21 protein-coding genes and 1 other RNA gene are annotated in these 25961 nt (G+C 69.0%); 8 read left to right on the plus strand and 14 right to left on the minus strand.

All coding sequences use genetic code 11. From position 1 onward, the window contains the following. Positions 1-55: 55 nt before the first annotated feature. Both ACNJ7K_RS14745 and ACNJ7K_RS14750 read right to left on the minus strand, forming a co-directional pair. A complete protein-coding gene (locus tag ACNJ7K_RS14745) occupies positions 56-1300 on the minus strand; it encodes a lipase family protein (RefSeq protein WP_120283330.1) in 1245 nt (414 codons plus the stop codon). An 85-nt stretch (positions 1301-1385) separates the two neighbouring features. Beyond that, positions 1386-1907 (minus strand): DUF1697 domain-containing protein, encoded by a 522-nt coding sequence (locus tag ACNJ7K_RS14750; RefSeq protein ID WP_120283328.1) that lies wholly within the window; start codon positions 1905-1907, stop codon positions 1386-1388. A 55-nt stretch (positions 1908-1962) separates the two neighbouring features. On the opposite strand from ACNJ7K_RS14750, the gene rnpB reads away from it, so the two are divergent. The 4 genes from rnpB (at position 1963) to ACNJ7K_RS14770 (ending at position 4843) form a co-directional block, all read left to right on the plus strand. Further along, positions 1963-2370, plus strand: an RNA gene (gene rnpB / locus ACNJ7K_RS14755) — RNase P RNA component class A. Between the two features lie 245 nt (positions 2371-2615). Continuing rightward, entirely contained in the window at positions 2616-2798 is a 183-nt protein-coding gene (locus ACNJ7K_RS14760; protein ID WP_006554424.1) for a hypothetical protein, read from the plus strand. Between the two features lie 43 nt (positions 2799-2841). Next, on the plus strand, positions 2842-4251 hold the full coding sequence (locus ACNJ7K_RS14765; RefSeq protein WP_120283326.1) for an RNB domain-containing ribonuclease: 1410 nt from the start codon (positions 2842-2844) through the stop codon (positions 4249-4251). After that, the gene (locus ACNJ7K_RS14770) at positions 4241-4843 is read left to right on the plus strand and encodes a CHAP domain-containing protein (RefSeq protein WP_120283324.1); all 603 of its coding nucleotides are present in this window, start codon (positions 4241-4243) and stop codon (positions 4841-4843) included. The genes ACNJ7K_RS14765 and ACNJ7K_RS14770 overlap by 11 nt, the downstream gene beginning before the upstream one ends. A gap of 56 nt (positions 4844-4899) precedes the next feature. On the opposite strand, the gene pip is transcribed toward ACNJ7K_RS14770, so the two are convergent. From pip to panB, 4 genes are all read right to left on the minus strand, one after another. Beyond that, positions 4900-5811, minus strand: coding sequence for a prolyl aminopeptidase (gene pip, locus ACNJ7K_RS14775; RefSeq protein WP_487041853.1), 912 nt, complete (start codon positions 5809-5811; stop codon positions 4900-4902). Positions 5812-5862: 51 nt separating this feature from the next. Next, positions 5863-6303, minus strand: coding sequence for a hypothetical protein (locus ACNJ7K_RS14780; protein WP_033097808.1), 441 nt, complete (start codon positions 6301-6303; stop codon positions 5863-5865). A 71-nt stretch (positions 6304-6374) separates the two neighbouring features. Next, a complete protein-coding gene (locus tag ACNJ7K_RS14785; RefSeq protein ID WP_006554419.1) occupies positions 6375-9077 on the minus strand; it encodes a cation-transporting P-type ATPase in 2703 nt (900 codons plus the stop codon). Positions 9078-9189: 112 nt separating this feature from the next. Next, positions 9190-10050 (minus strand): 3-methyl-2-oxobutanoate hydroxymethyltransferase, encoded by an 861-nt coding sequence (gene panB / locus ACNJ7K_RS14790; protein WP_024101318.1) that lies wholly within the window; start codon positions 10048-10050, stop codon positions 9190-9192. A 185-nt stretch (positions 10051-10235) separates the two neighbouring features. Between panB and ACNJ7K_RS14795 the strand changes: the two genes are divergently transcribed. The 3 genes from ACNJ7K_RS14795 to ACNJ7K_RS14805 all read left to right on the plus strand — a co-directional run bounded on the left by ACNJ7K_RS14795 (position 10236) and on the right by ACNJ7K_RS14805 (position 16235). Beyond that, complete coding sequence (locus ACNJ7K_RS14795; protein ID WP_487041847.1) at positions 10236-11786, plus strand: alpha/beta hydrolase; 1551 nt, start codon at positions 10236-10238, stop codon at positions 11784-11786. Between the two features lie 85 nt (positions 11787-11871). Further along, positions 11872-13209 carry a type I glutamate--ammonia ligase gene (gene glnA, locus ACNJ7K_RS14800; protein WP_024101316.1) on the plus strand — a complete coding sequence of 446 codons (1338 nt, stop codon included), beginning with the start codon at positions 11872-11874 and terminating at the stop codon, positions 13207-13209. Between the two features lie 14 nt (positions 13210-13223). Further along, positions 13224-16235: a bifunctional [glutamine synthetase] adenylyltransferase/[glutamine synthetase]-adenylyl-L-tyrosine phosphorylase gene (locus tag ACNJ7K_RS14805; protein WP_024101315.1), complete on the plus strand. Its 3012-nt coding sequence runs from the start codon at positions 13224-13226 to the stop codon at positions 16233-16235. A 7-nt stretch (positions 16236-16242) separates the two neighbouring features. Here ACNJ7K_RS14805 and ACNJ7K_RS14810 read toward each other — a convergent pair whose 3' ends face one another. From ACNJ7K_RS14810 to glnA (ACNJ7K_RS14825), 4 genes are all read right to left on the minus strand, one after another. Beyond that, entirely contained in the window at positions 16243-16578 is a 336-nt protein-coding gene (locus ACNJ7K_RS14810; protein WP_039958655.1) for a hypothetical protein, read from the minus strand. A 246-nt stretch (positions 16579-16824) separates the two neighbouring features. Then, a complete protein-coding gene (gene katG / locus ACNJ7K_RS14815; RefSeq protein WP_183070726.1) occupies positions 16825-19008 on the minus strand; it encodes a catalase/peroxidase HPI in 2184 nt (727 codons plus the stop codon). Positions 19009-19045: 37 nt separating this feature from the next. Next, entirely contained in the window at positions 19046-19486 is a 441-nt protein-coding gene (locus tag ACNJ7K_RS14820; RefSeq protein ID WP_183070725.1) for a Fur family transcriptional regulator, read from the minus strand. A gap of 224 nt (positions 19487-19710) precedes the next feature. Then, complete coding sequence (gene glnA, locus ACNJ7K_RS14825; RefSeq protein ID WP_006554411.1) at positions 19711-21147, minus strand: type I glutamate--ammonia ligase; 1437 nt, start codon at positions 21145-21147, stop codon at positions 19711-19713. Between the two features lie 210 nt (positions 21148-21357). On the opposite strand from glnA (ACNJ7K_RS14825), the gene ACNJ7K_RS14830 reads away from it, so the two are divergent. Continuing rightward, positions 21358-21834, plus strand: coding sequence for an RDD family protein (locus ACNJ7K_RS14830; RefSeq protein ID WP_016694972.1), 477 nt, complete (start codon positions 21358-21360; stop codon positions 21832-21834). A gap of 106 nt (positions 21835-21940) precedes the next feature. Here ACNJ7K_RS14830 and ACNJ7K_RS14835 read toward each other — a convergent pair whose 3' ends face one another. The 4 genes from ACNJ7K_RS14835 to sucB form a co-directional block, all read right to left on the minus strand. After that, the gene (locus tag ACNJ7K_RS14835) at positions 21941-22681 is read right to left on the minus strand and encodes a DUF4191 domain-containing protein (RefSeq protein ID WP_024101311.1); all 741 of its coding nucleotides are present in this window, start codon (positions 22679-22681) and stop codon (positions 21941-21943) included. 83 nt (positions 22682-22764) lie between these two features. Continuing rightward, the gene (lipA, locus tag ACNJ7K_RS14840) at positions 22765-23775 is read right to left on the minus strand and encodes a lipoyl synthase (protein ID WP_024101310.1); all 1011 of its coding nucleotides are present in this window, start codon (positions 23773-23775) and stop codon (positions 22765-22767) included. A 54-nt stretch (positions 23776-23829) separates the two neighbouring features. After that, positions 23830-24609: a lipoyl(octanoyl) transferase LipB gene (gene lipB, locus ACNJ7K_RS14845; RefSeq protein WP_120283312.1), complete on the minus strand. Its 780-nt coding sequence runs from the start codon at positions 24607-24609 to the stop codon at positions 23830-23832. A gap of 128 nt (positions 24610-24737) precedes the next feature. Then, on the minus strand, positions 24738-25961 hold a 1224-nt coding region (sucB, locus tag ACNJ7K_RS14850), incomplete at its 5' end, for a 2-oxoglutarate dehydrogenase, E2 component, dihydrolipoamide succinyltransferase (RefSeq protein WP_487041848.1).

A 25961-nucleotide genomic window follows, 5' to 3' on the forward strand; every position in this document is an offset into this window, starting at 1 on the left:
CTGTCGGCCGACCGACGGTGTTACACGGTTGCCGGAAATTTCTTCCGGCGGGATGTCAGGCGGTGCAGCCGGGCTGGGATTCCCGGCCGGAAAATCGCTGAGCGAGCCAGTCGAGGCCTTCGACGACGGCCGGGAACATGCCGATCAGGTGGCCGGTTCCGGTCTTCGTCAGGACGGGTCCGACGTCGTAGCGGCGGTAGGTGACGTCGGCGCCGGCCGAGCACCACTTGTCGACCATCGTGTCGACACCCTGGACGAGCACGAAGTCGTCGCCGGTGCTCTGCGCGACGAAGATCGGCATCGACGGGGTGCGGTTGCCGAGTTGCTGCTCGGCGACCAGCGACGCCCACGGCTCGTCGCCGAGGTGCTCGGCGATGGGCCGTCCGTCGACCGTATACGCCGAGGTCTGCCCGAACGGGTTCAGTGTGAACGCGTCGAAGACGCAGGCCGTCTCGGCGCGACGCAGGATGTCGAGTCCGGCAGGATCGAACGCCGCCAGTAGCGACGGGGCGTGCTCGGGATAGGCCGAGATGAAACCGTCGACGACCCAGCCGACCCCGCCGGAGAGCAGGGAGCCGTCGCCGGCCACGGCGAGATCGCCCAGGTCGGCGGGTGGTGAGCCGGCCACGGCGCCGACCACCGACAGCTCGGGGGCGTACGTCGCGGCGAGTTCGGCGGCCGAGGCGGACGCCATGCCGCCCTGCGAATATCCCCAGAACGCGATCGGGCCCTCGGGGTCGAGACCGAGATCACCGAGCGACCGGGTGGCGCGTGCGAGGTCGAGCATCGCGCGTCCCTGCGACTCGCGGTTGAGATAGGGGTGCACGCCGGGTGTGCCGAGTCCTTCGTAGTCGGTGACCGCGACGGCGTAACCGGCCGCGAGCATCGGACCGATGTGGATGTACTCGTACTCCTGACCGAAGGTCATGAGCTTCGACGGTGCGCACTGGTCGCCCATGCCCTGCGTGCCGGGACCGAGCACGACGGTGGGCCGGGGTCCGGGGCCGGTCCACGGCTGCGACGGGACGAGCACGGTGCCGACGGTGGCGACCGGTCCTCCGGTGGCGTTCGTGCTGCGGTACATCACCCGGGTGACGGCTGCGTCGAGGACGGCCGGGGTGTTCGGGACGACGGCGGCGACCGACGGTGCGGTGCGCAGGACGTCGCCGAGCGGCGCCGTCTCGAAGGCCGGAGGGGGCGTGTAGAAGTCGGTATCGGCCTCGGCGGTCGCCACCGTCGGTGTGGTCGCGAGGAGTGCGGCCGCGGCGATCGAGGCGAATACTCCGGTGCGTCTGCGCATCCTGGACCTTCCGAACGGAACGAATGTCGAAGAGGGACGCTACCTGCAGCCTGTACGCAGGTGCAATGGCCGGCGATGTGCCCTGTCAGACCAGTCGACGCAGCGTGTTGAGGTTCCGGACGGTCGTCGTCGCCTTGTTCCGGGCCGAACCCGACTGCTTCCCCACGGCACTGTCGAGGGTCGAGCCCTTCACGACCTGCCAGTAGAGGACACCTTCACCCGCGTCGACGCATTCGAGGTCCGGATCGAGATCGTCCGCGAGGGCGACCAGCGATTCGAGCACTGCGGGATCGGAGACGAACACGACGTACGAATGCCGGTCGGTGCGTGCGTCGTCGAAGGGATACGCCTCGACGACCCGTGCGAGATACGACTGCTCGACGACGAAGGTGTAGGCCTCGTAACCGAACCGCTCGGTGAGTGCGGCCTCGATCCGTGCTTTCGCGGTGGCGGGGTCGTCCTCGGCGTCGAAGAGCACGTTGCCGGATGCGAGGACGGTGCGGACGTTCTCGCATCCGAGGCCGCCGAAGACCTCCTTCAGATCGGCCATCCGGATGCGGATGCCGCCGACGTTGATTCCGCGCAGCAGGGCCACGAGTCGCGTCATGAGTGCACCGTAGTTGGCGGCGCCGATACGCCGCGGGATAGTCTGGTCGAGCGAACGAGTCGGCCGGGCGGCCGCGGAGCAGGGAACCGGTACCGCACGGTGCCAGGCCCTGAATCGAGGAAAGTCCGGACTCCACAGAGCAGGGCGGTTGTTAACGGCAACCCGAGGTGACTCGCGGGACAGTGCCACAGAAAGCAAACCGCCTGCCGTACGGCAGGTAAGGGTGAAAGGGTGCGGTAAGAGCGCACCAGCGCCCCGGGTGACCGGGGCGGCTAGGTAAACCCCGCCCGGAGCAAGGTTGAAGGTCGCACCGCGTGCGGTGCGGCTGCGCAGGTGTTCGAGGGCTGCTCGCCCGAGCCTGCGGGTGAACCGCTCGAGGTACCCGGCGACGGTGTGCCCAGATGGATGGTCGCCACCCCGTTTCGGCGGGGGACAGGATCCGGCTTACAGGCCGACTCGTTCGCCCGGCGTCTCCCGCTCCCACCGCGTTGCTACCGGTCGGGTCAGATCGGATCGATGACCAGCAGGTGCGCCCAGTACGAGGCCGCATCCGGACCCAGCCAGGGCAGCAACGCGTCGTAGAGGATGTAGGACATTGCTTGCTCCTTCGTTCGGACATCGAGCACGGGTGTGCGGCCCGACAGTACCGCGCCACGCCTGCCGACGGGTTGTCCGTACAGACAGACGCGATTCGGGCACACTGAGACCATGAGCGACGACGGCTGGTACTACGACGTGCGCACCGGGAAGGTCTCCCAGGGCAAGGATCCGCACGCCCTCAACCGCATGGGTCCCTACCCGGACAGGGAGACCGCTCAGCGGGCGCTGGAGATCGCGGCAGAACGGAACAAGGCGGCCGACGCCGCCGACGACGACTGGAAGAACGGCTGAATTCGACGACGAGCACCCGAACCACCAGGAGTTCACGAGCATCGTGGTGACCACTCCCATCGTCGTTGCGCCCGCGATCGACTTCGCCGATGTGCGCGCCGAATTCGACCTCGTCGGCGAGTTCCCGCCGGAGGCCCTCGCCGATGCGCGACACGCGACCGACCGCTACGCGGACGTCCGTGAGGACCGCACCGATCTGCCTCTCGTGACCATCGACCCACCCGGCTCGATGGACCTCGATCAGGCCCTGCATCTCGAACGCACCGACGACGGCTTCGTGCTGCACTACGCGATCGCCGACGTGTACGCACTCGTCGAACCGGGTGGTGCGCTGGACGTCGAGACGCACCGCCGCGGGCAGACCTTCTACCTGCCCGACGGCTCCGTGCCGCTGCATCCGCGCGAGGTGTCCGAGGGCACCGCGAGCCTGCTGCCGGACGCCGTCCGCCCGGCGGCGCTGTGGCGGATCGAGACCGACCACCGTGCCGAGCCCGTCGCGGTGAGTGTGCGGCGCGCGCTCGTCCGATCGGTCGCACGCATGGATTACGCCGGAGTGCAACGCGACGCCGACGCAGGCCGGCTGCATCCGTCCGTCGAGGCGTTGCCCGACTTCGGGCGGTTGCGAGCGGCCGCGGCGCTCGCCCGCGGGGCGATCGAACTGCGCCTGCCCGCGCAGGAGGTCGTGAAGCACGGCGACGGCTGGACGCTGCAGATCGAGCCGCGCACCGAGGCCGACGAGTGGAACTCCGAGATCTCGCTGCTCACCGGGATGTGCGCTGCGCAGATGATGATCGACGCACGGGTCGGCCTGCTGCGTACGCTCCCGCCCGCCGACCCTGCTGCGGTCGATGCTCTGCGCCGCACCGCGCGGTCGCTCGACGTGCCGTGGCCGTCGGGGCTCGGTGTCGGTGCCTTCCTCGCCTCGCTCGACGCCAACGACCCGAAGACACTCGTGCTGATGAGCGAAGCGCCGACATTGCTGCGCGGCGCGTCCTACGCGGCCTTCGACGGCGACCTGCCCGAGACGATCCTGCACGGCGCGATCGGTGCGCCCTACGCGCACGTCACCGCGCCGCTGCGCCGGTTGTCCGACCGCTACGCCACCGAGGTGTGCCTCGCGGTGTCGTCGGGTCGGGACGTCCCGGACGAGGTCCGCGCAGCACTGGCCGCGATGCCGAAGATCATGTCGTCGACCGATTCGCTCGCCGGCAAGGTGAACCGAGCGTGCGTCGACCTGACCGAGGCCGTCGTCCTCGCGCCGCGGGTGGGGGAGACCTTCGAGGCGACGGTCCTGAAGGAGGCCACCGACCGGCGCGACGCGGAGGTGTTCGTCGCCTCCGAGACCGTCATCGGCCCGTGTGGCGGGGCGCCGGAGGAGGGCAGCACGGTGCGGGTGCGGCTCACGCTCGCCGACCCGCAGGCACGCAAGATCCGCTTCGACCATGACCGGTGAGACGACGCGGCGGCGACGGCCGGTCGCTGCCGTCCTCGCCGTCGTGCTCGCACTGTGTGCGGTGATCGCGGTGCTCGTGTGGTGGATCCTGCCGAACCGGCTGTTCCCGTGGGACAGTGCGGCATTCCCCGAGATCGACACCTCGTCGTTGTCGCCGACGCAGGTGCGGATCGTCGAACTGCTCGAGGAACAGCACGAGGCGCAGAATCCCGGCACGTTCTACTCGGAGGGTGTCCGCGAACCGTGGTGCGCCGACTTCGTCAGCTGGATCATGCGGGAAGCCGGTGTGCCGCTGTCCAATCCGCATTCGGGACACTGGCGGATCCCCGGCGTGTTCACGCTCGGTGAGTTCTACGAGCAGGCCGACCGCTACGAACCGGTGGGCACGGGCTATCGGCCGGAGGTCGGCGATGTGGTGCTGTACCACAACAGGATCGGCGTCGGTCAGCGCGAGCACACGAACATCGTCGTCGCCGTCGACGGTGATTCCGCGATCACCGTCGGCGGCAACGAGATGGGCCGCATCCGCGTCCACGAACTCGACGTGACCGGGGACGACGCCGTGGTGGGCTTCGGGCGGCTGCCCGCCTGATCCGCGCCGGCGGATGCCCGCCTTATCTGCGCCGGCGGCTGCCCGACCGATCCGGGTCAGCGGAAGCTGTCGGTGGCCTCGACGAGCCGGTGCACGGTCCCCGGTTCGGTCGCCGCATGTCCCGCATCGTCGACGATGTGCAGGCGGGAGGACGGCCACGCCTCGTGCAGGTCGTGCGCGCTGCGCGCCGGGCACACCACGTCGTAGCGGCCCTGCACGATCACCCCGGGGATGTTGCGCAGCAGATGCGCGTCGCGCAGGAGTGCGCCCTCGTCGAAGAAGCCACGGTGGTGGAAGTAGTGGTTCTCGATGCGCGCGAAGGCCAGCGCGAAACGGGGTTCGGCCGTCTCCGCGACGCGATCCGGGTTCGGCAGCAGTGAGCTCGTGGCGCCCTCCCAGGTGGACCACGCGATCGCCGCGTCCAGAGCGACGTCCGGATCGGTCGAGTGCAGCAGACGGTGGTAGACGTCCACGGGATGCTCGCCCCGCCCGGCGGCCGCAAGCGGAGCGCAGAATCCCTCCCACGCCTCGGGGAACAGCTGCCCGGCGCCACCGTTGTAGTACCAGTCGATCTCGCTGCGGCGCAGCAGGAAGATCCCGCGCAGGACGAGTTCGGTGACGCGCTCCGGGTGCCGCTGGGCGTAGGCGAGGGCGAGCGTCGAGCCCCAGGACCCGCCGAAGACCATCCACCGGTCCACACCGAGGAAGGTGCGCAACCGCTCGATGTCGGCGACCAGATGGTCGGTGGTGTTGACCGACAGGTCGGCGCCGTCGGCCACGTGGGGTTGCGACCGGCCGCAGCCGCGCTGGTCGAACAACACGATCCGGTAGGCGTCCGGATCGAAGAAGCGCCGGTGCTGCGGCGCGGTGCCCCCGCCCGGACCACCGTGGAGGAAGACCACGGGCTTGCCCTGCGGGTTACCGCTGACCTCCCAGTACAGCTGCTGGCCGTCACCGACGTCGAGCATGCCCGTCTCGTGCGGCTCGATCGGCGGATACAGTTCGCGTCGCTCCACCGGTCAGAACCCGACGAGACCCGACGCGAGATCGGGGATCTCGAGTGCCTGCACGGCCTCCTCGCGCACCTCCGGGCACTGCGCGGAGGTCGCCGCGTCGATGCGGCCCCGGTCGCCTGCGAGCGCGACGAGGTCGACACCGTTCGCCGCACCCCATTCGCCGACGAGGATGTTGAGGCCACCGCGCCCCACCGAGGGGGTGTAGGTGCGCCAGTTCGACAGCTGGCCCTCGAGGCGTGCACACAGATCTGCGGCCTGCGCCTCGGTGAAGCCACCCGCTCCGGCCTCCGCGGGGCTCGACCCCGCAGCCGATGTCGTCTCCGTCGTCACCGGGGACTCGGTGGACGTGCCGGTCGGTGCCGGGTCCTGGGCCGGCGCGCACGCCGCGAGAACACCTGCCAGCGCGACGGCGACGGCGGGAACGAGACTGGAGCGGATCTGCATGGACACCTCACGGGTCGTACGGTCGGATCGTCGTCGAGTCTGCCACCGGCCGGGGACGGGGCCGTCGGCGGTCAGGACACGGGTGCCGGTCGCAGGCGCCGGACCACCCACTTCTCGAACTCGGCGACGACGAACACCAGCAGGCCCGCCGCGAGCACCTTGCCCCAGTCCGCCCACGAGATCGCGGCGGACCCGAAGATCGCCTGCATGAACGGGGCGTAGGTGAACAACAGTTGCAACGCGGCGCACGCCGCGATCGCAGCAAGCACGTACCGGTTCCCGAACAGCCCGTCGCGGGTGAGGACCGTGTCGCGGATGCGGCGGCTGTTGAGCAGGTAGAACATCTCGGCCACGACGATCGCGTCCACCGCGAGCGTGCGCGCGACCTCCACCGGTGCACCGCGGTCGAGTTCCCACAGGAACAGGCCGAGCGAGCCGACCATCATCAGCACCGACACCATCACCACGCGCCAGACGAAGAAGCGGGACAGCAGTGATTCCCCGGGCGGTCGCGGCCTGCGGAGCATGACCGACTTCTCCGTCGGTTCGAACGCGAGCGCCAGACCGAGGGTGCTGACGGTGGCGAGGTTGATCCACAGCACCTGCGCGGGTGTGAGCGGCAGGGTGAGCTGGAAGAGGATGGCGGCGACGACCACCAGCGCCTCACCGCCGTTGGTGGGCAGCATGAAGAGGACGAACTTCTTCAGGTTGTCGTAGACGCCGCGGCCCTCGCGGACTGCGGCGGCGATGCTCGCGAAATTGTCGTCGGCGAGAACGACGTCGGCCGCTTCCTTGGCGGCCTCGGTTCCGGTCATGCCCATCGCGACCCCGACGTCGGCCCGCGCAAGCGCCGGCGCGTCGTTCACACCGTCGCCGGTCATCGCCACGACGTGACCGCCGGCCTGCAGGGCGCGCACCAGACGGAGTTTGTGCTCGGGACTGGTGCGCGCGAAGATGTCCGTCTCCGCGACGACCCGGCGCAGTTCCGCATCGTCGAGGGTCTCGATCTCGGCGCCGGTCATCGCCCGCGAACCCGTGCCGAGACCCATCTGCGCCCCGATCTCGGCGGCGGTGGCGGCGTGGTCACCGGTGATCATCTTCACCGTGATCCCGGCGCGGTGGCATTCGCGCACCGCCGTGATCGCCTCCTCGCGCGGCGGGTCGATGATGCCGACCAGAGCGAGCATCGTGAAGTCGTGCCGGGCGTCTTCGAAGGCGAGCACGCCGTCCTCCGGTTCGCGGTCGCGGAACGCGAGGGCCAGCACGCGCAGGCCCTGGGCCGCGATCTCGTCGGCGCGGCGGGTCCAGTAGGCCTCGTCGACGGGGCGTACCACGCCGTCGGCGCCGAGCTGGCCGGTGCAGGCGACGAGGACCCGCTCCGGGGCGCCCTTGAGCAGGATGCGTTCGCGGCGACCGTCGTCGTGCGGGTGCAGGGTCGCCATGAACTTGTGTTCGGATTCGAACGGGACGACATCGAGGCGCGGCCACCGCTCGTGGGCCGCCGCGGTGGGCAGGCCGGCCTTGCGGCCGAGGACGACGAGCGCTGCCTCGGTGGGGTTGCCGTGCACCTCCCACACGCCGTCCTCCTCGACCACCTCGGTGTCGTTGCACAGGACACCGGCGCGGACGGCCAGATCGAGTGCCGGGTCGGTGTGCGGATCGACCGGATCGCCACTCTCGGCGGCGATGATCGAACCGATCGGCGCGTAACCGACACCGCCCACCTCGACGGTGCGGTGCGCACACACGACCTTCTGCACGGTCATCTCGTTGCGGGTCAACGTGCCCGTCTTGTCGGAGCAGATCACCGTCACCGAGCCGAGGGTCTCGACGGCAGGAAGGCGCCGGATGACGGCGTTGCGCCGGGCCATGCGTTGCACGCCGAGGGACAGGGCCACGGTCATCACGGCCGGGAGTCCCTCGGGGATCGCGGAGGCGGCCAACGCGACCACGAGGGTGAACATCTCCGCCGGGCTCTCGCCGCGCCACACGACACCGAGCGCGAAGGTCACGGCGGACGCGAGGAGGATGACCGCCGCCAGCCAACGGCCGAAGCGGCCGATCTGCTCGAGCAACGGTGTGGCCGCGCGGTCGACACCCGACAACAGGGCATTGATGCGGCCGAGTTCGGTGTCGGAGCCGGTCGCGATCACCACGCCGTCACCCTGGCCGAAAACCGCGACGGTGCCGGTGAAGCACGTCGATCTGCGGTCGCCGAGTTCGGTGTCGGCGTCGACCGGGTCCGGTGTCTTGGCGACGGGCACGGATTCACCGGTCAGGGCCGCCTCGTCGATGCGCAGCTCACGCGAGCTCAGGATCCGCAGGTCGGCGGGGACGCGGTCGCCGGAGGCGAGGCGCACCACGTCGCCCGGCACGAGATCTGCCGCGGGGATGTCGACGATCCGGCCGTCGCGGTGGACCCGCGTCCGGGGCGCGAGCATGGCACGGATCGAGTCGAGCGCGGACGCGGCGCGACCCTCCTGGACGAAACCGATGAGCGCGTTCACGATCACGGCACCCATCAGGACTGCCGTGTCTATCCAGTGGCCCAGGAACGCGGTGACGACAGCGGCCGCCATCATCACGTACAGCAGGACGTTGTGGAACTGTCGCAGCAGTCGCCACCACCAGCGATCCGAGCGGGGAGCGGGCAGCGCATTGGGTCCGTACAGCTCCCGCCGGCGGGTCGCCTCGGCCGTGGTCAGTCCCGCTTCGGTGGTCTCGAGCCGGGCGAGCGTGTCACCGGAATCGAGTGCGTGCCAGGGGTGGCTCATTACCGAAATTTTACTCAGTGTCGCTTCCGCGGGCACCCCGGGACGGCGGTGATCCCGGACGCACGAGGGGCACCACCGCGGTCGGTGGTGCCCCTCGGCAAACGAGCGATCGTCAGAAGGAGTGCTCGGGCCCCGGGAAGGTGCCCTGCCCGACCTCTGCTGCGTACTGTGTTGCGGCGCGGCGCAGTTCGTCGCCGACCTGCCCGAACTTCTTGACGAACTTCGCGGTCTTGCCGCTGGTGTAGCCGGCCATGTCCTGCCAGACGAGCACCTGCGCGTCGCACTCGTTGCCCGCGCCGATGCCGACGGTGGGGATGCTCAGCTTGCGGGTGACCTGCCCGGCCAGCTCGGCCGGCACCATTTCCATCACGACGGAGAAGGCACCCGCCTCCTGGACGGCGATCGCGTCGGCGACGAGCTGCTCGGCGCCGTCGCCGCGGCCCTGCACGCGGAACCCGCCGAGCGTGTTCACGGACTGCGGGGTGAAGCCGATGTGGGCCTGCACGGGGATGCCGGCGGCGGTGATCGCGGCGATCTGTGGAGCCATCCGCTCGCCGCCCTCGAGCTTCACCGCGTGGGCGCCGCCTTCCTTCATGAACCGCACGGCGGTGGCGAGGGCCTGTTCGGGCGAGGCCTCGTACGAGCCGAACGGCAGGTCGGCGACGACGAGCGCGTGCGGAGCACCGCGCACGACGCCGCGGACGAGGGGGAGGAGTTCGTCGACGGTCACGGGCACCGTGGTGTCGTAGCCGTAGACGACGTTGGCTGCGGAATCGCCCACGAGCAGGACCGGGATACCGGCCTCCTCGAAGATGCGGGCGGAGGAGTAGTCGTAGGCCGTCAACTCTGCCCAGCGGCGGCCTTCGGCCTTCATCGCCTGCAGGTGATGGACTCGCGTCTTGCGCTTGGGGGTGTCTGCAGGGGCTGCGGCGGAGGCCGCGCCACCGTATACGGACGTCATGTTCTCGGACATCACTGTCCCTTTCTTCCTCGAGGCCCTCGGGGTCCCCGGGTCGGGTGATGACTGTCTCAGTCTGCCACTCGGGTTCGGACGGACGAAGGCCGCGCAGCGGTGCGATTCGTCACACCGCACGACCGCTCGGAAGGGAGCGCAGGTCGTGCCGCTGCAGGCCGACCGGGGCGTGGCACGATCGGATCGTGCCCCACCCTGCTCGCGCGCGCATCCGTCGTCTGTCCCTCCTGACGCTCGTGGCCGCCGCCGCGGCGACCGCGTGTGGTGACACCGCGCAGGAAAAGCGACAGCCGTCGGCGGTCGGAGTCGTCCCGGGACTCGAGCGGTTCTACGAGCAGGACGTCGACTGGGAGTCGTGCGGGTCGTACGGCGCGGACGGGCCGATGATGGTGCGGCAGGGTGTCGAGTGCGCACGCGTCGAGGTTCCCCTCGACTACGAGGACCCGAACGGCGAGGTGATCACCCTCGCGGTGTCGCGACTGCCCGCCGGCGGCGACCGGATCGGTTCCCTGCTCGTCAACCCCGGCGGCCCGGGCGCCTCGGGACTGTCCACCGCGCTCGCCGCCGACGGCACCGTCCTCGCCGACCGCTTCGACGTGGTCGGCTTCGACCCCCGCGGTGTCGGATCGTCCGAACCGGCGGTCCGCTGCCTCACCGATGCCGAGTTCGACGCCGACCGCGCTGTGGACGACGGGGACACGAGCCCCGAGGGCATCGCCGCGACGGAGAAACGCAATCGTGAGTACGCGGAGTTGTGCGCCGAACGCAACGGCACGGATCTGCTCGCGCACCTCGGCACCCGAGAGGTCGTGCAGGACATGGATGTCCTCCGCGGGGTCCTCGGTGACGACGCGCTGACCTATCTCGGCTACTCCTACGGAACCCGACTCGGCACCCTCTACGCCGAGGCCTTCCCCGGTCGGGTGCGGGCGATGGTGCTCGACGGCGCGATCGATCCGGAGCAGGACCCGGTCGAGGAGATCGTGCTGCAGGCCGAGGGCTTCCAGAAGGCCTTCGACGAATTCGCGGCGTACTGCGCGCAGTACGCGGGGTGCCCGCTCGGGACCGATCCGGCCCGGGCCGCCGAGCGGTTCCGCGGGCTCGTCGACCCGCTGCTCGACGCTCCGGCGCCCACCACCGATCCGCGAGGCCTGAGCCACCGCGACGCCATCACCGGTGTGCAGCAGGGTCTGTACTCGCCGACCCTGTGGGGTTCGCTGCGCGGTGGGCTGGAGTCGCTCGCGACCACCGGCACGGGCGACACCCTGCTGCGGCTCGCCGACCTCTACGAGGGGCGCGGCGAGGACGGCACCTACAGCAACATCACCGACGCCTTCAACGCCGTCCGGTGCGTCGACGACCCGCCGGTGACCGACCGGGCCCTCGCGGGCGAACTCGACATGCGGTTCCGCGCGGCCGCCCCCTTCCTCGACGACGGACGCGGCACCGGATCGGCGGCCCTGGACGTGTGTGCCTTCTGGCCGGTCCCGGCCACGGGGGAGCCGCACACCCCCGATGTCCGCGACCTGCCGCCCGTGCTCGTGATCTCGACGACCGGCGATCCGGCGACGCCCTACGATGCCGGAGTCGAACTGGCCGCCCGGCTCGGCGGTGTCCTGGTCACCTTCCAGGGAACGCAGCACACCGTCGCCCTGGACGGCAACGCGTGCGTCGACACCGCTGTGACCAGCTACCTTGTGGATTCGACGGTGCCGGAAAGTGATCCTCACTGCTGACCGCCGACGCACGTGAGCGACACGCCATACGCAAGTGGCACCTGATGTAACACGGAATTAACGGATTGTGCCTAGTCTCGCGAGTATGGATCGCCAGAAGGAGTTCGTGCTCCGCACCCTCGAAGAGCGCGACATTCGGTTCGTGCGCCTGTGGTTCACCGACGTCGTCGGCACCCTCAAGTCGGTGGCGATCGCGCCGGCCGAACTCGAAGGAGCCTTCGAGGAGGGCATCGGTTTCGACGGCTCGGCCATCGAAGGCTTCTCCCGGATCTCCGAAGCCGACATGGTCGCGCGTCCCGACGCCACCACTTTCCAGGTGCTGCCCTGGGTCGACGATCGGGGTCACCAGTACTCGGCCCGGATGTTCTGCGACATCACCATGCCCGGCGGCACCCCCAGCTGGGCCGACCCCCGCCACGTGCTGCGCCGCCAGCTCAACAAGGCCTCCGATCTCGGCTTCAGCTGCTACGTGCACCCCGAGATCGAGTTCTTCCTCGTCGAGGACGGCCCCGAGGGGAGCGCCCCGGTCCCGGCCGACATCGGCGGCTACTTCGACCAGTCCGTGCACCGCTCGGCCCCGCACTTCCGGCGTCACGCCATCGACGCTCTCGAGTCCATGGGCATCTCGGTGGAGTTCAGCCACCACGAGACCGCGCCCGGCCAGCAGGAGATCGACCTGCGCTACGCCGACGCGCTGTCCATGGCCGACAACGTCATGACCTTCCGCTACGTGGTCAAGGAGATCGCGATGCAGGAGGGCGTGCGGGCCACCTTCATGCCCAAGCCCTTCCGCGACCACGCCGGCTCCGCGATGCACACCCACATGTCGCTGTTCGAGGGCGAGACCAACGCCTTCCACGACCCCGACGACCCGCTGCAGCTCTCGGCGACCGGCAAGGCGTTCATCGCCGGTGTCCTCGAGCACTCCAACGAGATCAGCGCCGTCACCAACCAGTGGGTCAACTCCTACAAGCGTCTCGTGCACGGGGGAGAGGCACCCACGGCCGCGTGCTGGGGCCCGTCGAACCGGTCCGCGCTCGTGCGCGTCCCGATGTACACGCCGAACAAGGCATCGTCGCGTCGCGTGGAGATCCGCACCCCCGACTCGGCGTGCAACCCCTACCTGACCTTCGCAGTGCTGCTCGCGGCAGGTCTGCGCGGCATCGAGAAGGGCTACGAGCTCGCCCCCGAAGCAGAGGACGACGTGTGGTCGCTGACCTCCGCCGAGCGTCGCGCCATGGGCTACCGCGAACTGCCTACCGATCTCGACATCGCGCTGCGCGAGATGGAGAAGTCCGAACTCGTCGCCGAAACCCTCGGTGAGCACGTCTTCGACTACTTCCTGCGCAACAAGTGGCGGGAGTGGGAGAACTACCGCAGCCAGGTCACCCCCTTCGAACTCGAGCAGTACCTGGGGTTGTAAGCGACGATGGAAGCGTGGTGAGACCGCCCAGCGCGCGTTCGGTAGTTCCCGGCCCCGGTCGGCTCGGCCTCGTCGAGCCGACCGCCCCCGCCGAGCTCGCTCGACTCGGATGGAACGACGCCGACAGCGTCGAACTGCTGTGGGCGCTGTCCCGTGCCCCCAACGCCGACCTGGCCCTGCGCACCCTCGCGCGCCTGGCCGACGCGCTCGGTGACGACTGGGCCGAACTCGACTCGGCGCTGCGCTCCGACACGCGCCTGCGCGGCCGGTTGTTCGGGCTGTTCGGGGCGTCGTCGGCGCTCGGCGACCACATCGTCGCCAACCCGGATCGCTGGAAGATGCTCGCGGGCAGCGCGGCGCTGCCCGACAAGCACACCTTCACGGCGCGGATGCTCGACAGCGTCGACGCCGAACCCGAGCCCGACGGACGTCCCGGCCGGCTGATCCACCGGGCCGGGCTCATCGGCCCGCACGCGGTCGCGGCGCTGCGCACCACCTACCGCGACCAACTGATGCTGATCGCCGCCGCCGATCTCGCGGCGGTCGTCGAGAACGAACCGGTGCTGCCCTATCTCGAGGTCGGGGCGCTGCTCGCCGACCTCGCCGACGCGGCGCTGACCGCGGCCCTCGCGGTGGCCGTGTCCACGGTGATCCCGGAGGGCCCGTGCCCGATCGACCTCGCCGTCATCGCGATGGGCAAGTGCGGTGCGCGCGAGCTGAACTACGTCAGCGACGTCGACGTCGTCTTCGTCGCCGAACCCGCCGACGCCCGCGCGAGCCGGATCGCCGGCGAGATGATGCGCATCGGCACGTCGGCCTTCTTCGAGGTCGACGCCGCGCTGCGACCGGAGGGCAAACGCGGCGAGCTCGTCCGCACCCTCGAATCCCACGTCGCCTACTACAACCGGTGGGCCAAGACCTGGGAGTTCCAGGCACTGCTCAAGGCACGGCCGATGACCGGGAACCTCGACCTCGGTCGCCGGTACATCGACGCCCTGAGCCCGATGGTGTGGACCGCCTCCGAACGCGAGGACTTCGTGCCCGACGTGCAGGCGATGCGCCGCCGGGTCGAGGAGATGGTGCCCCCGGAATTACGCGAACGCGAACTCAAGCTCGGACGCGGCAGCCTCCGCGACGTCGAGTTCGCCGTGCAGTTGCTCCAACTCGTGCACGGTCGCGTCGACGAATCGCTGCGCGTGCCCAATACCGTCGAAGCGCTGTGCGCGCTCGCCGACGGCGGTTATGTCGGGCGCGACGACGCCGCGAACATGCGGGCGTCCTACGAGTTCCTCCGTCTGCTCGAACACCGGCTCCAGCTCCAGCGGCTCAAGCGGACCCACACCCTGCCACCGCCCGAGGACCGCGAGGCCCTGCGGTGGCTCGCGCGCGCCGCGCACATGCGGCCGGACGGGCGCAAGGACGCCCTCGGCGTGCTCGAATCGGAGATCAAGCGCAACTCGTCGCGGATCCGGAAACTGCACGCGCGCCTGTTCTACCGGCCGCTGCTGGACTCGGTGAGCAAGCTCGACAAGGAAGCGCTGCGGTTGTCGCCCGACGCGGCCGTCCGCCAGCTCGCCGCGCTGGGGTACAACGGCCCGCAGCACGCGATGGAACATCTGGCGGCGTTGTCCGGGGGAGCCTCCCGCAAGGCGCGCATCCAGGCACTGCTGCTCCCGCAGTTGCTCGAATATCTCGGCGAGACAACCGATCCCGACGCCGGTCTGCTCGCCTACCGGCGGCTCTCCGATGCGCTCTACGACACGGTCTGGTTCCTGCGGGTGCTGCGCGACGAGCCGGCCGTCGCCGAACGTCTCATGACGGTGCTCGGCTCGTCGGCCTACGTCGCCGATCTGCTGGTGAAGTCTCCCGAGGTCATCCGCCTGTATGCCGACGCGTCGACCGGGCCGCGGCTGCTCGAGGCGAACCCGCCCGAGGTGGCGCGCGCCCTCGTCGCATCGTCCTCGCGCTACTCCGACCCCGCTCGCGCCATCGCCGCCGCGCGTTCGCTGCGCCGCGCCGAACTCGCGCGCGTCGCGAGTGCCGACATCCTCGGCATGCTCGACGTGCCGCAGGTGTGCCGGGCGTTGTCCACGGTATGGGCGGGTGTCCTCGAAGCCGCGCTCGACGCGGTGATCCGGGGCTCGGAACAGTCCCGCGGACCGGCGCCGGCGCGTATCGCAGTGATCGGGATGGGTCGGCTGGGAGGCGGCGAACTCGGCTACGGATCCGACGCGGACGTGCTGTTCGTGTGCGACCCGCTGCCGGACGCCGACGAGACCGATGCGGTCAAGTGGGCCACGAGCATCGCCGAGCAGGTGCGGCGACTCCTCGGCGCGCCGAGCACCGACCCACCGCTCGAGGTCGATCTTGATCTGCGTCCGGAAGGTCGCAGCGGGCCGATCGTCCGGACGTTCGCGTCCTACCGGGCGTACTACACGCAGTGGGCCGAGGTGTGGGAGGTGCAGGCGCTGCTGCGTGCACACGCCGTCGCGGGCGACCGCGAACTCGGCACCCGCTTCCTGCACATGATCGACGAGGTGCGCTATCCGGAGGGCGGGGTCTCGCAGGAGGCCGTCCGCGAGATCCGGCGCATCAAGGCACGCGTGGACTCCGAGCGGCTGCCGCGCGGTGCCGACCCGGCCACCCACACCAAACTCGGACGGGGCGGCCTCGCCGACATCGAATGGACCGTGCAGCTGCTGCAACTCCAGCACGCCTACCGGCTCCCGGCGCTCCGCACGACCTCGACGCTCGAGGCCCTCGACGGCATCGGCGCGGCGGAACTGCTCAGCGCGACCGACGTCGAACTCCTGCGCACGGCATGGATCACCGCGACGGATGCGCGGAACTGTCTCGTGCTCGTCCGCGGCAAACCGACCGACCAGCTCCCGGGGCCGGGGCGGCTGCTCGAAGCCGTTGCCCGCGTGACGGGGTGGCGTGGTGAGGACGCGTCGGAGTTCCTCGACCACTACCTACGCGTCACGCGTCGTGCGCGGGCGGTCGTCGAGCGGGTGTTCTGGGACTGACGGACCATCAGTCGCAGAAGACGACGAGTGCGAGTCCTCGCCAGACCTCGACCTCGGTCTTGTCCCACTCCTTGTTCTCGTGGTCCCAGTCGTACTCGACCTCGACGTCGTAACCACGGTCGCGCTGCTCGGTCACCCTGCAGTTCTGCATGGTGCTGCCGGACCGGTTGAGGATGATGTAGGGGACTCCCGCGTCGGAGAGCACCTGCTGTGCCTGCTCCTGCGACATGCCGACGACGGAGATGTCGGTCTGGGCCGCTGCGGTGCCTGCGAGTGCGACGGACAGAGGGACGGGGGACAGCATGACAGCGGCGCATGCTGCCGAAACGAGGGATCTACGCATGGTGGCCTCCCGAGGAGACGTGTCGTTCGGATACGGACCACGTCGCATCCACTCCCCCGCGAGCGGGTGTGACGAACATCACCAAAGCTGTGTCCTCACGGTACACCCGTGTGCAGTACGGCTGTCCAGTCGGTTTCGGCTCGGCGGACCTGCGCACGACCCCCTGCACACGACGGAGCCACCCGCCGAACACGACGGGTGGCTCCGGGACGGTGCGTCAGGCGCGGTCGTGGACCGCCGGCGCGGTCACTTCTTCAGATCGAAACGATCCAGATTCATCACCTTCGTCCAGGCCGCGACGAAATCGCGGACGAACTTCGGGCCGGCATCGTCGGTCGCGTAGACCTCGGCGAGCGCCCGCAGCTGCGAGTTGTGCCCGAAGACCAGGTCGACGGCGGTCGCGGTGTATTTGACCTGGTCCGATCCCCGAGCGCGTCCTTCGTAGACGCCCTCGCTGTTCTGCGAGACCTTCCACTCGGTCCCCATGTCGAGCAGATTGACGAAGAAGTCGTTCGTCAGGGTCTGCGGGCGGTCGGTGAAGACCCCGTGCTTGCTGCCGCCGTGATTCGCGCCGAGCGCACGCAGACCGCCGACGAGCACCGTCGTCTCGGGAGCGGTCAGCGTCAGCAGGTTGGCGCGCTCGAGGAACAGCTTCTCGGGCGGAAGCTTCTCTTCACCGCGCAGGTAGTTGCGGAAACCGTCGTGCTTCGGCTCGAGCACCTCGAACGACTCGACGTCGGTCCACTCCTGGCTCGCATCGGTGCGGCCGGGGAAGAACGGAACCGTGATGTCGTGTCCCGCATCCTCGGCGGCCTTCTCCACCGCGGCGTTACCGGCGAGGACGATCAGATCCGCCAGGGAGACCTTCTTGTTGCCGCCCGAGCCGTTGAAGTCCTGCTGGATACCCTCGAGGATCTGCAGTACCTGTGCGAGCTGCTCGGGTTCGTTGGCTTCCCAGTCCTTCTGCGGCTCGAGCCGCACGCGTGCGCCGTTCGCACCGCCGCGCTTGTCGGTGCCGCGGAAGCTCGCGGCCGACGCCCACGCGGTGGCGACGAGCTGCGGGATCGTCGCTCCCGAGTCGAGGACCTTCGCCTTGAGTGAGGCGATGTCGCTCTCGTCGATCAGCTCGTGGTCGACGTCCGGCACCGGGTCCTGCCAGATCTGCGGTTCCGGGATCCACGGTCCGCGGTACCGCGAGAGCGGACCCATGTCGCGGTGCAGCAGCTTGAACCACGCCTTGGCGAACTCCTGCTCGAGTTCCTCGGGATGGTCGAGCCAGCGCCGGGTGATCTCGCCGTAGATCGGGTCGTAGCGCAGCGCGAGGTCGCTGGTGAGCATGCCCGGCGCGTGCTTCTTCGCCGGGTCGTGGGCGTCGGGCACGGTGTCCGCGCCGGCACCGCCCTTCGGCGTCCACTGCCACGCCCCGGCGGGGCTCTTGGTCTTCTCCCACTCGTAGGCGTACAGCGTCTCGAGGAAGGTGTTGTCCCACTTCGTCGGAGTGGGCGTCCAGGTGACCTCGAGGCCGCTGGTGATCGTGTCGGCACCGGCACCGGTGCCGTGCGAGTTCTTCCAGCCGAGACCCTGCTGTTCGAGCGGGGCACCCTCGGGTTCGGGACCGAGATTGTCGGCGGGAGCGGCACCGTGCGTCTTGCCGACGGTATGACCACCGACGATGAGCGCAGCCGTCTCGACGTCGTTCATCGCCATCCGGGCGAACGTCTCGCGGATGTCGCGTCCGGACGCGAGGATCTCCGGGTTGCCGTTGGGTCCTTCGGGATTGACGTAGATCAGACCCATCTGGACGGCGCCCAGCGGGCCCTGGAGTTCGCGCTCACCGGCGTAGCGTTCGTCGCCGAGCCAGGTGTCCTCCGGGCCCCAGAAGACCTCGTCGGGCTCCCAGATGTCCTCGCGGCCGAACGCGAAGCCGAATGTCTTGAACCCCATCGACTCGTAGGCGCAGTTGCCGGCGAAGACCAGCAGGTCGGCCCAGGAGAGCTTGCGGCCGTACTTCTGCTTGATCGGCCACAGGAGGCGACGCGCCTTGTCGAGGCTGACGTTGTCGGGCCAGCTGTTGAGCGGCGCGAACCGCTGCGCGCCCTTGCCGCCGCCACCGCGACCGTCGGCGATGCGGTAGGTGCCGGCCGAGTGCCAGCTCATGCGGATGAACAGACCCCCGTAGTGACCGAAGTCGGCCGGCCACCAATCCTGGGAATCCGTCATCAGGTCGATCAGATCCTGACGGAGCGCCTCGACGTCGAGGGATTCGACTTCCTTCGAGTAGTCGAAGTCGGGTTCCAACGGATTGGACAGCGGTGAATGCTGGTGCAGGACAGTCAGATCCAGCTGGTCCGGCCACCAGTCCTGATTGGTCCTCGGCCGGTGCGGTGACGGCTCGGGGGAGGGGATTGCCGGGTTTTCGCTTTCGGACACTGCGGTTTCCTTCCGGATCAGGGTCGATCGGACCGATTCAGGGCTGTTGTCGTGGATCGTCTGTCGAACAGTCGCGGCACAGGCCCCAGAAGACGACGTCCGCCTCGTCGACGTCGAAACCTGCGTCGTCCACCGGTGACAGGCAACGCGAGTCGCCGATGGTGTGGTCGACATCCGAGATCGCGGCGCAGGACCGGCAGACGAGGTGGTGATGGTTGTCGCCGACGCGCACCTCGTACCGCGCGTGGAAACCTGCGGGCTGGATTCGCCGGAGCAGGCCGTGTGCCGAGAGCGCGTGGAGGATGTCGTACACGGTGTGCCGGCCGATGCCGGGAACGACGGCGCCGACCGCGTCGAAGATGCGATCGGCATCGGCGTGCGGGTGCTCGTGCGCCGCATCGAGCACCGCCAGACGCTGTCGGGTCACGCGAAGACCGGCTGCGCGTAACCGCTCGGAGAAATCCCGCGTCGAGGGCACGTGCCCACTATGGACCACTTTTCTGGAATCGGTCGCGATTTCGCCGGATTCGATGACGAACAAACGATTCTCGCGCGCCGAACCGGGGCTTGCTGCTGCTGCAGCAGGGGCGAACCCCGTTTCGGCGCGCGAGGATGCCGGAGCGGAAGGGGCGCAGACAAGGCGAGAGGCCGCCCGTCCCGGAAGGACGAACGGCCTCTCGAAGAGTGCTTACCGGATTCGACTCAGCAGTCGAAGTACAGCTGGAACTCGTAGGGGTGCGGGCGCAGGTTGACCGGAGCGATCTCCTGCTCGCGCTTGAGCGAGATCCAGGTCTCGATGAGGTCGGTGGTGAAGACGCCGCCCTCGGTGAGGTACTCGTGGTCGCGCTCGAGGTTGTCGATCACGGCCGACAGGCTGGTGGGGGCCTGCGGGATGTTCTTGGCCTCCTCCGGCGGGAGCTCGTAGAGGTCCTTGTCGACCGGAGCGAGCGGCTCGATCTTGTTCTTGATGCCGTCGAGGCCGGCCATCATCTGCGCCGCGAAGTTCAGGTAGGGGTTACCCGAGGAGTCGGGAGCGCGGAACTCGAGACGCTTGGCCTTCGGGTTGTTGCCCGTGATCGGGATACGCACGGCGGCCGAACGGTTGCGCTGGCTGTACACGAGGTTGATCGGAGCCTCGTAGCCCGGCACCAGACGGTGGTACGAGTTGATCGTCGGGTTCGTGAAGGCGAGCAGCGACGGCGCGTGGTGGAGGATGCCGCCGATGTACCAGCGGGCGAGGTCGGACAGACCCGCGTAGCCGGACTCGTCGTGGAACAGCGGCTTGCCGTCCTTCCACAGCGACTGGTGCACGTGCATGCCCGAGCCGTTGTCGCCGAAGAGCGGCTTCGGCATGAAGGTGGCGGTCTTGCCGTTCTTCCACGCCGTGTTCTTGACGATGTACTTGAACAGCTGCAGGTCGTCGGCTGCGGAGAGCAGCGTGTTGAACTTGTAGTTGATCTCGGCCTGGCCGCCGGTGCCCACCTCGTGGTGGCCGCGCTCGAGCTCGAAGCCGGCGAGCTGCAGGTTGGTGGAGATCTCGTCGCGCAGGTCGACGTAGTGGTCGTACGGAGCGACGGGGAAGTAGCCACCCTTCGGGCGGACCTTGTAGCCGCGGTTCGGGGTGCCGTCGGCGTTGTACTCGGCGCCGGTGTTCCACGAGCCGGAGATCGAGTCGAGCTCGTAGAACGCGCCGTTCATCTTCGAGTCGTAGGAGACGGAGTCGAAGATGTAGAACTCGGCCTCGGCACCGAAGAAGGCGGTGTCGGCGATGCCGGTGCTGATCAGGTATTCCTCGGCCTTACGCGCGACGTTGCGGGGGTCGCGGCTGTAGGACTCGCGGGTGAACGGATCGTGGACGAAGAAGCTGACGTTCAGGGTCTTGGCGGCGCGGAAGGGATCGATGCGGGCGGTCGTCACATCGGGGAGCAGGAGCATGTCCGACTCGTGGATGGACTGGAAACCCCGCACGGAGGATCCGTCGAATGCCAGGCCGTCCTCGAAGACGTCCTCGTTGAACGCCTTCGCCGGGATCGAGAAGTGCTGTTCGATGCCGGGCAGGTCCGTGAAGCGGATATCGACGTACTCGACGTTCTCTTCCGCGATGTACTTGATGACCTCTTCGGCCGTGGTGAACGCCACGCTTGTGCTCCTTCAGTCGGTGCGCGCCATGGGTGCTGGGCGCCTGCGTCGGATCAGACGTTATGGATCTGGTGTTGCCCGTCCATCAAGCCTATGTTTCGCGGGTGTTACACATGCTTTCGTCCTGCTGTGAGGTCGAAAAGGTGGTATAAGTCACCGCGGCCAACACGGGTCGACGCTGGTCCGCCCATGAGAGCTTATCCTGGTGCCATGGCACGCATGACGGGCAGTTGGCTTTCCGGGCCTGCTGCGGCGCTTCCCAAAGGTCTCCAGCAGGAGCAGGACTATCCCGGGCAACTGCTCGGCCTCCCCGAACACGGCCCCGGGTCCATGGTGCCCACCGTCCGCCGGGTACTCGCCCTCGCGGTCGACTGGTTCATGTCCATGGCGATCGCCGCCGGCCTCGTCGGGGGCAACCCGCTCGAGAGCCCGCTGCTGTCGTCGTACACCCTCATCATCTGGTTCGTGGTGGGCGTGGGATGCGTAAGCCTGTTCTCGTTCACCCCCGGCCAGTTCGTCGCCGGGCTGCAGGTCGTGCGGGTGGACGCCCCCGTGCGGGTCGGCATCGTGCGCGCGCTCGCACGTCAGGTGCTGCTGGTGTTCATCGCCCCGGCGCTCGTCACCGACATCGACGGTCGCGGCCTGCAGGATCGCGCCACGGGCACCGCGGTCGTCCGTTCGCGCTGACCGCGCACGCGTCCGTTCGAGCCGATCACCCGAAAACTGCTCCGCATACGCCGAAGGCCGCCTTCGTCCCCGGGACGAGAGGCGGCCTTCGGCGTACTTCGGAAGATCAGCGGCGGCGCATCGTGCGCTGCACGCTGCGCATCTTCGCACCGGCGGGAAGCGGACCCTTGGGCATGGCCGGCCCGGACTTCTTCGTGCTCAGCGCGGACAGGCGACCCTCGATGGTGTCCATCCGCTTGGTGTCGATGTTGCGAGGCAGCTTGTTCAGACGCTTCTGCAGCTGGGAGAGCGGAATCTGGCCCTCCTCGTTGCCGACGACGAACTCGTAGATCGGGGTGTCGCCGACGAGACGCGCGACCCGCTTCTTCTCCTGGGCCATCAGGCCCTTCACGCGACCGGGGTTGCCCTCACCGACGAGGATGATGCCGGGGCGTCCGATGACGCGGTGCACGGCGTCGAGCTGGGTGGTGCCCGCGACCGCCTGGCTCACGCGCCACGCGCCCTGCAGGTTGTCGAGCGCCCACGCGGCCGCACCGGCCTGGCCGTCGGCCTTCGAGTACACGCTCTTCTGTACGCGGCGCCCGAAGATGATGAAGGCCAACAGGACGCCGACGAGGATGCCGACCGGCAGCAGGAACCACTGGATGTCGAAGATCAGGCCGACGAGGAAGAACACCACGATCGAACCGACGAGGGCACCGATCATCCACGGCAGGAGTGCCTTGTCCTCCTTGCGCTGGATCTGGAACGCCTGCCACAGCTGGGTTCGACGCTCCTTCGACGCCTGCTTGCGTGCGGCCTTCGCCGCGGCCTTCGCTTCCTTGTCGGTCTTGCTGCCCTTCGCCATGTACTCAAGGATACGGCCCCGGTGATGGCACGTTTACCACCACCGGGGCCGCCTGAGGACCTGCCGCGACGAGCGGCGCGAGGTCAGTTGCCGAAGCGCGCGAGAACGGCGCCAGCTTCCTGGGACGCCGTGCCCTCCTCGGCGAGATGCGCCTGGTCGGCGGGAAGTTCGCGTCCGTGGTGGGCCATCGCCTGCGCGTACAGGCGACCGGCGCGGTACGACGAACGCACCAGCGGCCCGGCCATCACACCGGCGAACCCGATCTCGCGGGCGGTCTCGGAGTGATCGACGAACTCCTGCGGCTTGACCCAGCGCTCGACCGGATGGTGGAGCGGGGAGGGCCGCAGGTACTGGGTGATCGTGATGATGTCGCAGCCGGCGTCGTGCAGGTCGTGCAGCGCTTCGGTGACCTCCTCGGGGGTCTCGCCCATGCCGAGGATGAGGTTGGACTTGGTGACCAGACCGAAATCACGGGCCTGCCGGATCACGTCGAGCGACCGCTCGTAGCGGAAGGCCGGACGGATGCGCTTGAAGATCCGCGGCACGGTCTCGACGTTGTGCGCGAGCACCTCGGGACGCGACTCGAAGACTTCCTGCAGCAGGTCGGGCTTGCCGTTGAAGTCGGGGATGAGGTTCTCGACGCCGGTGCCCGGATTGAGCGCGTGGATCTGCTTCACTGTCTCGGCGTACAGCCATGCGCCGCCGTCGGGCAGATCGTCGCGGGCGACGCCGGTGATCGTGGAGTAGCGCAGACCCATCGAGCGGACCGACTCGGCGACACGGCGCGGCTCGTCGCGGTCGAGCGCGGCGGGCTTACCGGTGTCGATCTGGCAGAAGTCGCAGCGACGGGTGCACTGCTCGCCACCGATGAGGAATGTCGCCTCGCGGTCTTCCCAGCACTCGTAGATGTTGGGACAACCGGCTTCCTCACAGACCGTGTGCAGACCTTCGCGTCGCACCAGGCCCTTGAGGTCGGTGTACTCCGGGCCCATCTTCGCCCGGGTCTTGATCCAGTTGGGTTTGCGTTCGATCGGCGTCTGCGCGTTTCGGGTCTCGATCCGCAGCAGCTTGCGTCCTTCTGGGGCCACAGTCACGCCCTCGATCGTACGCCGCCGGTCCCGCCCGGACCCGGCGGGTGCGACCGCCCCTCAGAACCGGTGCGTCGTGAATTCCGGGGTGGTGGTGGGAATTCCGGACGTCCCGACCGCCTGCTCGAAGGTGACCCGCTCGATGTCGCACTCGGTCACGGGGATTCGACCGTCGAGAGCAGCGATGACGGCCTCGGTGACGGCCGGGATCACGTCGTCGACGGTGACCTCCCGGCCGAGTTCGCCGGTGAGCGACGCGACTCCGGCGTCGCGGATGCCGCACGGGACGATCGAGTCGAACGCGTCGAGAGCCGAATTGCAGTTGAGAGCGAAGCCGTGCATGGCGACCCCACGCTGCACCCGGATACCGATCGCGGCGATCTTGCGTTCGGGGAGCCAATGCCCGTCGCGCAGCTCGGCGGGGAGCCAGACGCCGGAACGTCCCTCCACACGGCCGCAGGTCAGGCCCATATCGGTACAGACGCGGATCAGACCCTGCTCGATGCGACGCACGTAGCCGACCACGTCGATCGGCTCGGCGAGCTTGACGATCGGGTAACCCACGAGCTGTCCGGGGCCGTGCCAGGTGATCTTGCCGCCGCGGTCGACGTCGATGACGGGCGTGCCGTCGGTGGGGCGATCGCCGTCCTCGGTGCGGCGCCCGGCCGTATAGACGGGCGGGTGTTCGAGCAGCAGCAGGGTGTCGGCGCCGATGCCGTCGGCGCGCTCGTTCGCGAGTTCGCGCTGCCTCTCCCAGGCCTCGAGATAACCGAGGGTTCCGAGCCGTACGACGGCGACGGGAGCCGAATCGGAACGGGCGGAAGACGAGGGATCACTCATGTTCCTGAACTCTACGCCGCACCGCAGGGGGAGGGCACCCGCTGTGGCGCGGACGCCGACGGGGGCATCACCGCAGCGGTGATGCCCCCGTCGGAGGTCGTCCGGACGGGTAGTCCGGATCCGGGAACCTACAGTCCCAGATCGGCCTCGAACGCGCCCTCCTCGAGACGATGCTTGATCGTCTTGAGGAAGCGACCCGCGTCGGCACCGTCGATCAGGCGGTGATCGTAGGTCAGCGGCAGGTAGCACATCGAGCGGACGCCGATGGACTCGTTGCCGGTCTCGTCGATCACCACGACCGGACGCTTGACGATCGCGCCGGTTCCGAGCATCGCGGCCTGCGGCGGCACGAGGATCGGGGTGTCGAACAATGCGCCCTGGCTACCGATGTTGGTGATGGTGAAGGTGCCACCGGCCAGCTCGTCGGGCTTGAGACCACCCTTGCGGGCACGCTCGGCGATGTCGGCGATCGCGCGGGCGAGCTCGGCCAGCGACAGGTCGCCGGCGTTGTGGATCACCGGGGAGAGCAGACCCTGCTCGGTGTCCACCGCGATGCCGAGGTGCTCGGCCGCGTGGTAGGTGATCTCCTTCTTGCCGTCGTCGAAGGATGCGTTGACGTTCGGGTGCGCGCGCAGCGCCTCGACGACAGCCTTGGCGAAGAACGGCAGGAAGGTGAGGTTGACGCCCTCGCGCTCGGAGAACGTCTTCTTCGCCTGGGCCCGCAACTGGGCGATCTTGGTGACGTCGACCTCGAAGGTCTGGGTGAGCTGCGCGGTGGTCTGCAGCGACTCGAGGGTCTTCTTCGCCGTGATCTGGCGGATGCGGTTGACCTTCTGGGTCGTTCCGCGCAGCTTGGCGAGCTCGGGACGGACACCCGGAGCCGGACCGGCCGCAGCGGCAGGCTTCTGCTGCTCGCCACCGGCGGCCTTGCCGCCCTCGGCGGCGGCGAGGACGTCCTGCTTGCGGATGCGGCCACCGACACCGGTGCCCTTGACCGTCGACAGGTCGACGCCGTGCTGCGAGGCGAGCTTGCGCACGAGCGGGGTGACGTACGGGGTCGCACCGCTCGGGGTGGACTCCTCCTGAGGTGCGGGCTTCGGGGTCGTCGCCGCGGTCCCGACCGGCTTCGGTGCGGGAGCCGGGGTGGCCTGTGCGACCTTCGGGGCCTGCTGCTGTGCGGCGGACTTCTGCTCGGCGGGCTTCGGAGTCTCCTGCTTCGGAGCCTCCTGCTTCGGCGCGGGCTTCTCCTCGGCCGGAGCGGACTGCTGGGCCGGGGCGGACTGCTGGGCGGGAGCCTCGCTGCCGATGACGGCGAGCTGTCCGCCGACCTCGACGGTCTCGTCCTCCTGCGC

The sequence above is a fragment of the Rhodococcus shunpengi genome, assembly GCF_048381395.1.
Lineage (GTDB): Bacteria > Actinomycetota > Actinomycetes > Mycobacteriales > Mycobacteriaceae > Rhodococcus.

Excerpts from the sequence above, each read along its gene's own strand:
- ACNJ7K_RS14745 (WP_120283330.1), bottom strand. The coding sequence starts at position 1,300 with ATGCGCAGACGCACCGGAGTATTCGCCTCGATCGCCGCGGCCGCACTC.
- ACNJ7K_RS14750 (WP_120283328.1), bottom strand. The coding sequence starts at position 1,907 with ATGACGCGACTCGTGGCCCTGCTGCGCGGAATCAACGTCGGCGGCATC.
- ACNJ7K_RS14760 (WP_006554424.1), top strand. The coding sequence starts at position 2,616 with ATGAGCGACGACGGCTGGTACTACGACGTGCGCACCGGGAAGGTCTCC.
- ACNJ7K_RS14770 (WP_120283324.1), top strand. The coding sequence starts at position 4,241 with ATGACCGGTGAGACGACGCGGCGGCGACGGCCGGTCGCTGCCGTCCTC.
- pip (WP_487041853.1), bottom strand. The coding sequence starts at position 5,811 with ATGCTCGACGTCGGTGACGGCCAGCAGCTGTACTGGGAGGTCAGCGGT.
- ACNJ7K_RS14780 (WP_033097808.1), bottom strand. The coding sequence starts at position 6,303 with ATGCAGATCCGCTCCAGTCTCGTTCCCGCCGTCGCCGTCGCGCTGGCA.
- ACNJ7K_RS14785 (WP_006554419.1), bottom strand. The coding sequence starts at position 9,077 with ATGAGCCACCCCTGGCACGCACTCGATTCCGGTGACACGCTCGCCCGG.
- panB (WP_024101318.1), bottom strand. The coding sequence starts at position 10,050 with ATGTCCGAGAACATGACGTCCGTATACGGTGGCGCGGCCTCCGCCGCA.
- glnA (WP_024101316.1), top strand. The coding sequence starts at position 11,872 with ATGGATCGCCAGAAGGAGTTCGTGCTCCGCACCCTCGAAGAGCGCGAC.
- ACNJ7K_RS14810 (WP_039958655.1), bottom strand. The coding sequence starts at position 16,578 with ATGCGTAGATCCCTCGTTTCGGCAGCATGCGCCGCTGTCATGCTGTCC.
- ACNJ7K_RS14830 (WP_016694972.1), top strand. The coding sequence starts at position 21,358 with ATGGCACGCATGACGGGCAGTTGGCTTTCCGGGCCTGCTGCGGCGCTT.
- ACNJ7K_RS14835 (WP_024101311.1), bottom strand. The coding sequence starts at position 22,681 with ATGGCGAAGGGCAGCAAGACCGACAAGGAAGCGAAGGCCGCGGCGAAG.
- lipB (WP_120283312.1), bottom strand. The coding sequence starts at position 24,609 with ATGAGTGATCCCTCGTCTTCCGCCCGTTCCGATTCGGCTCCCGTCGCC.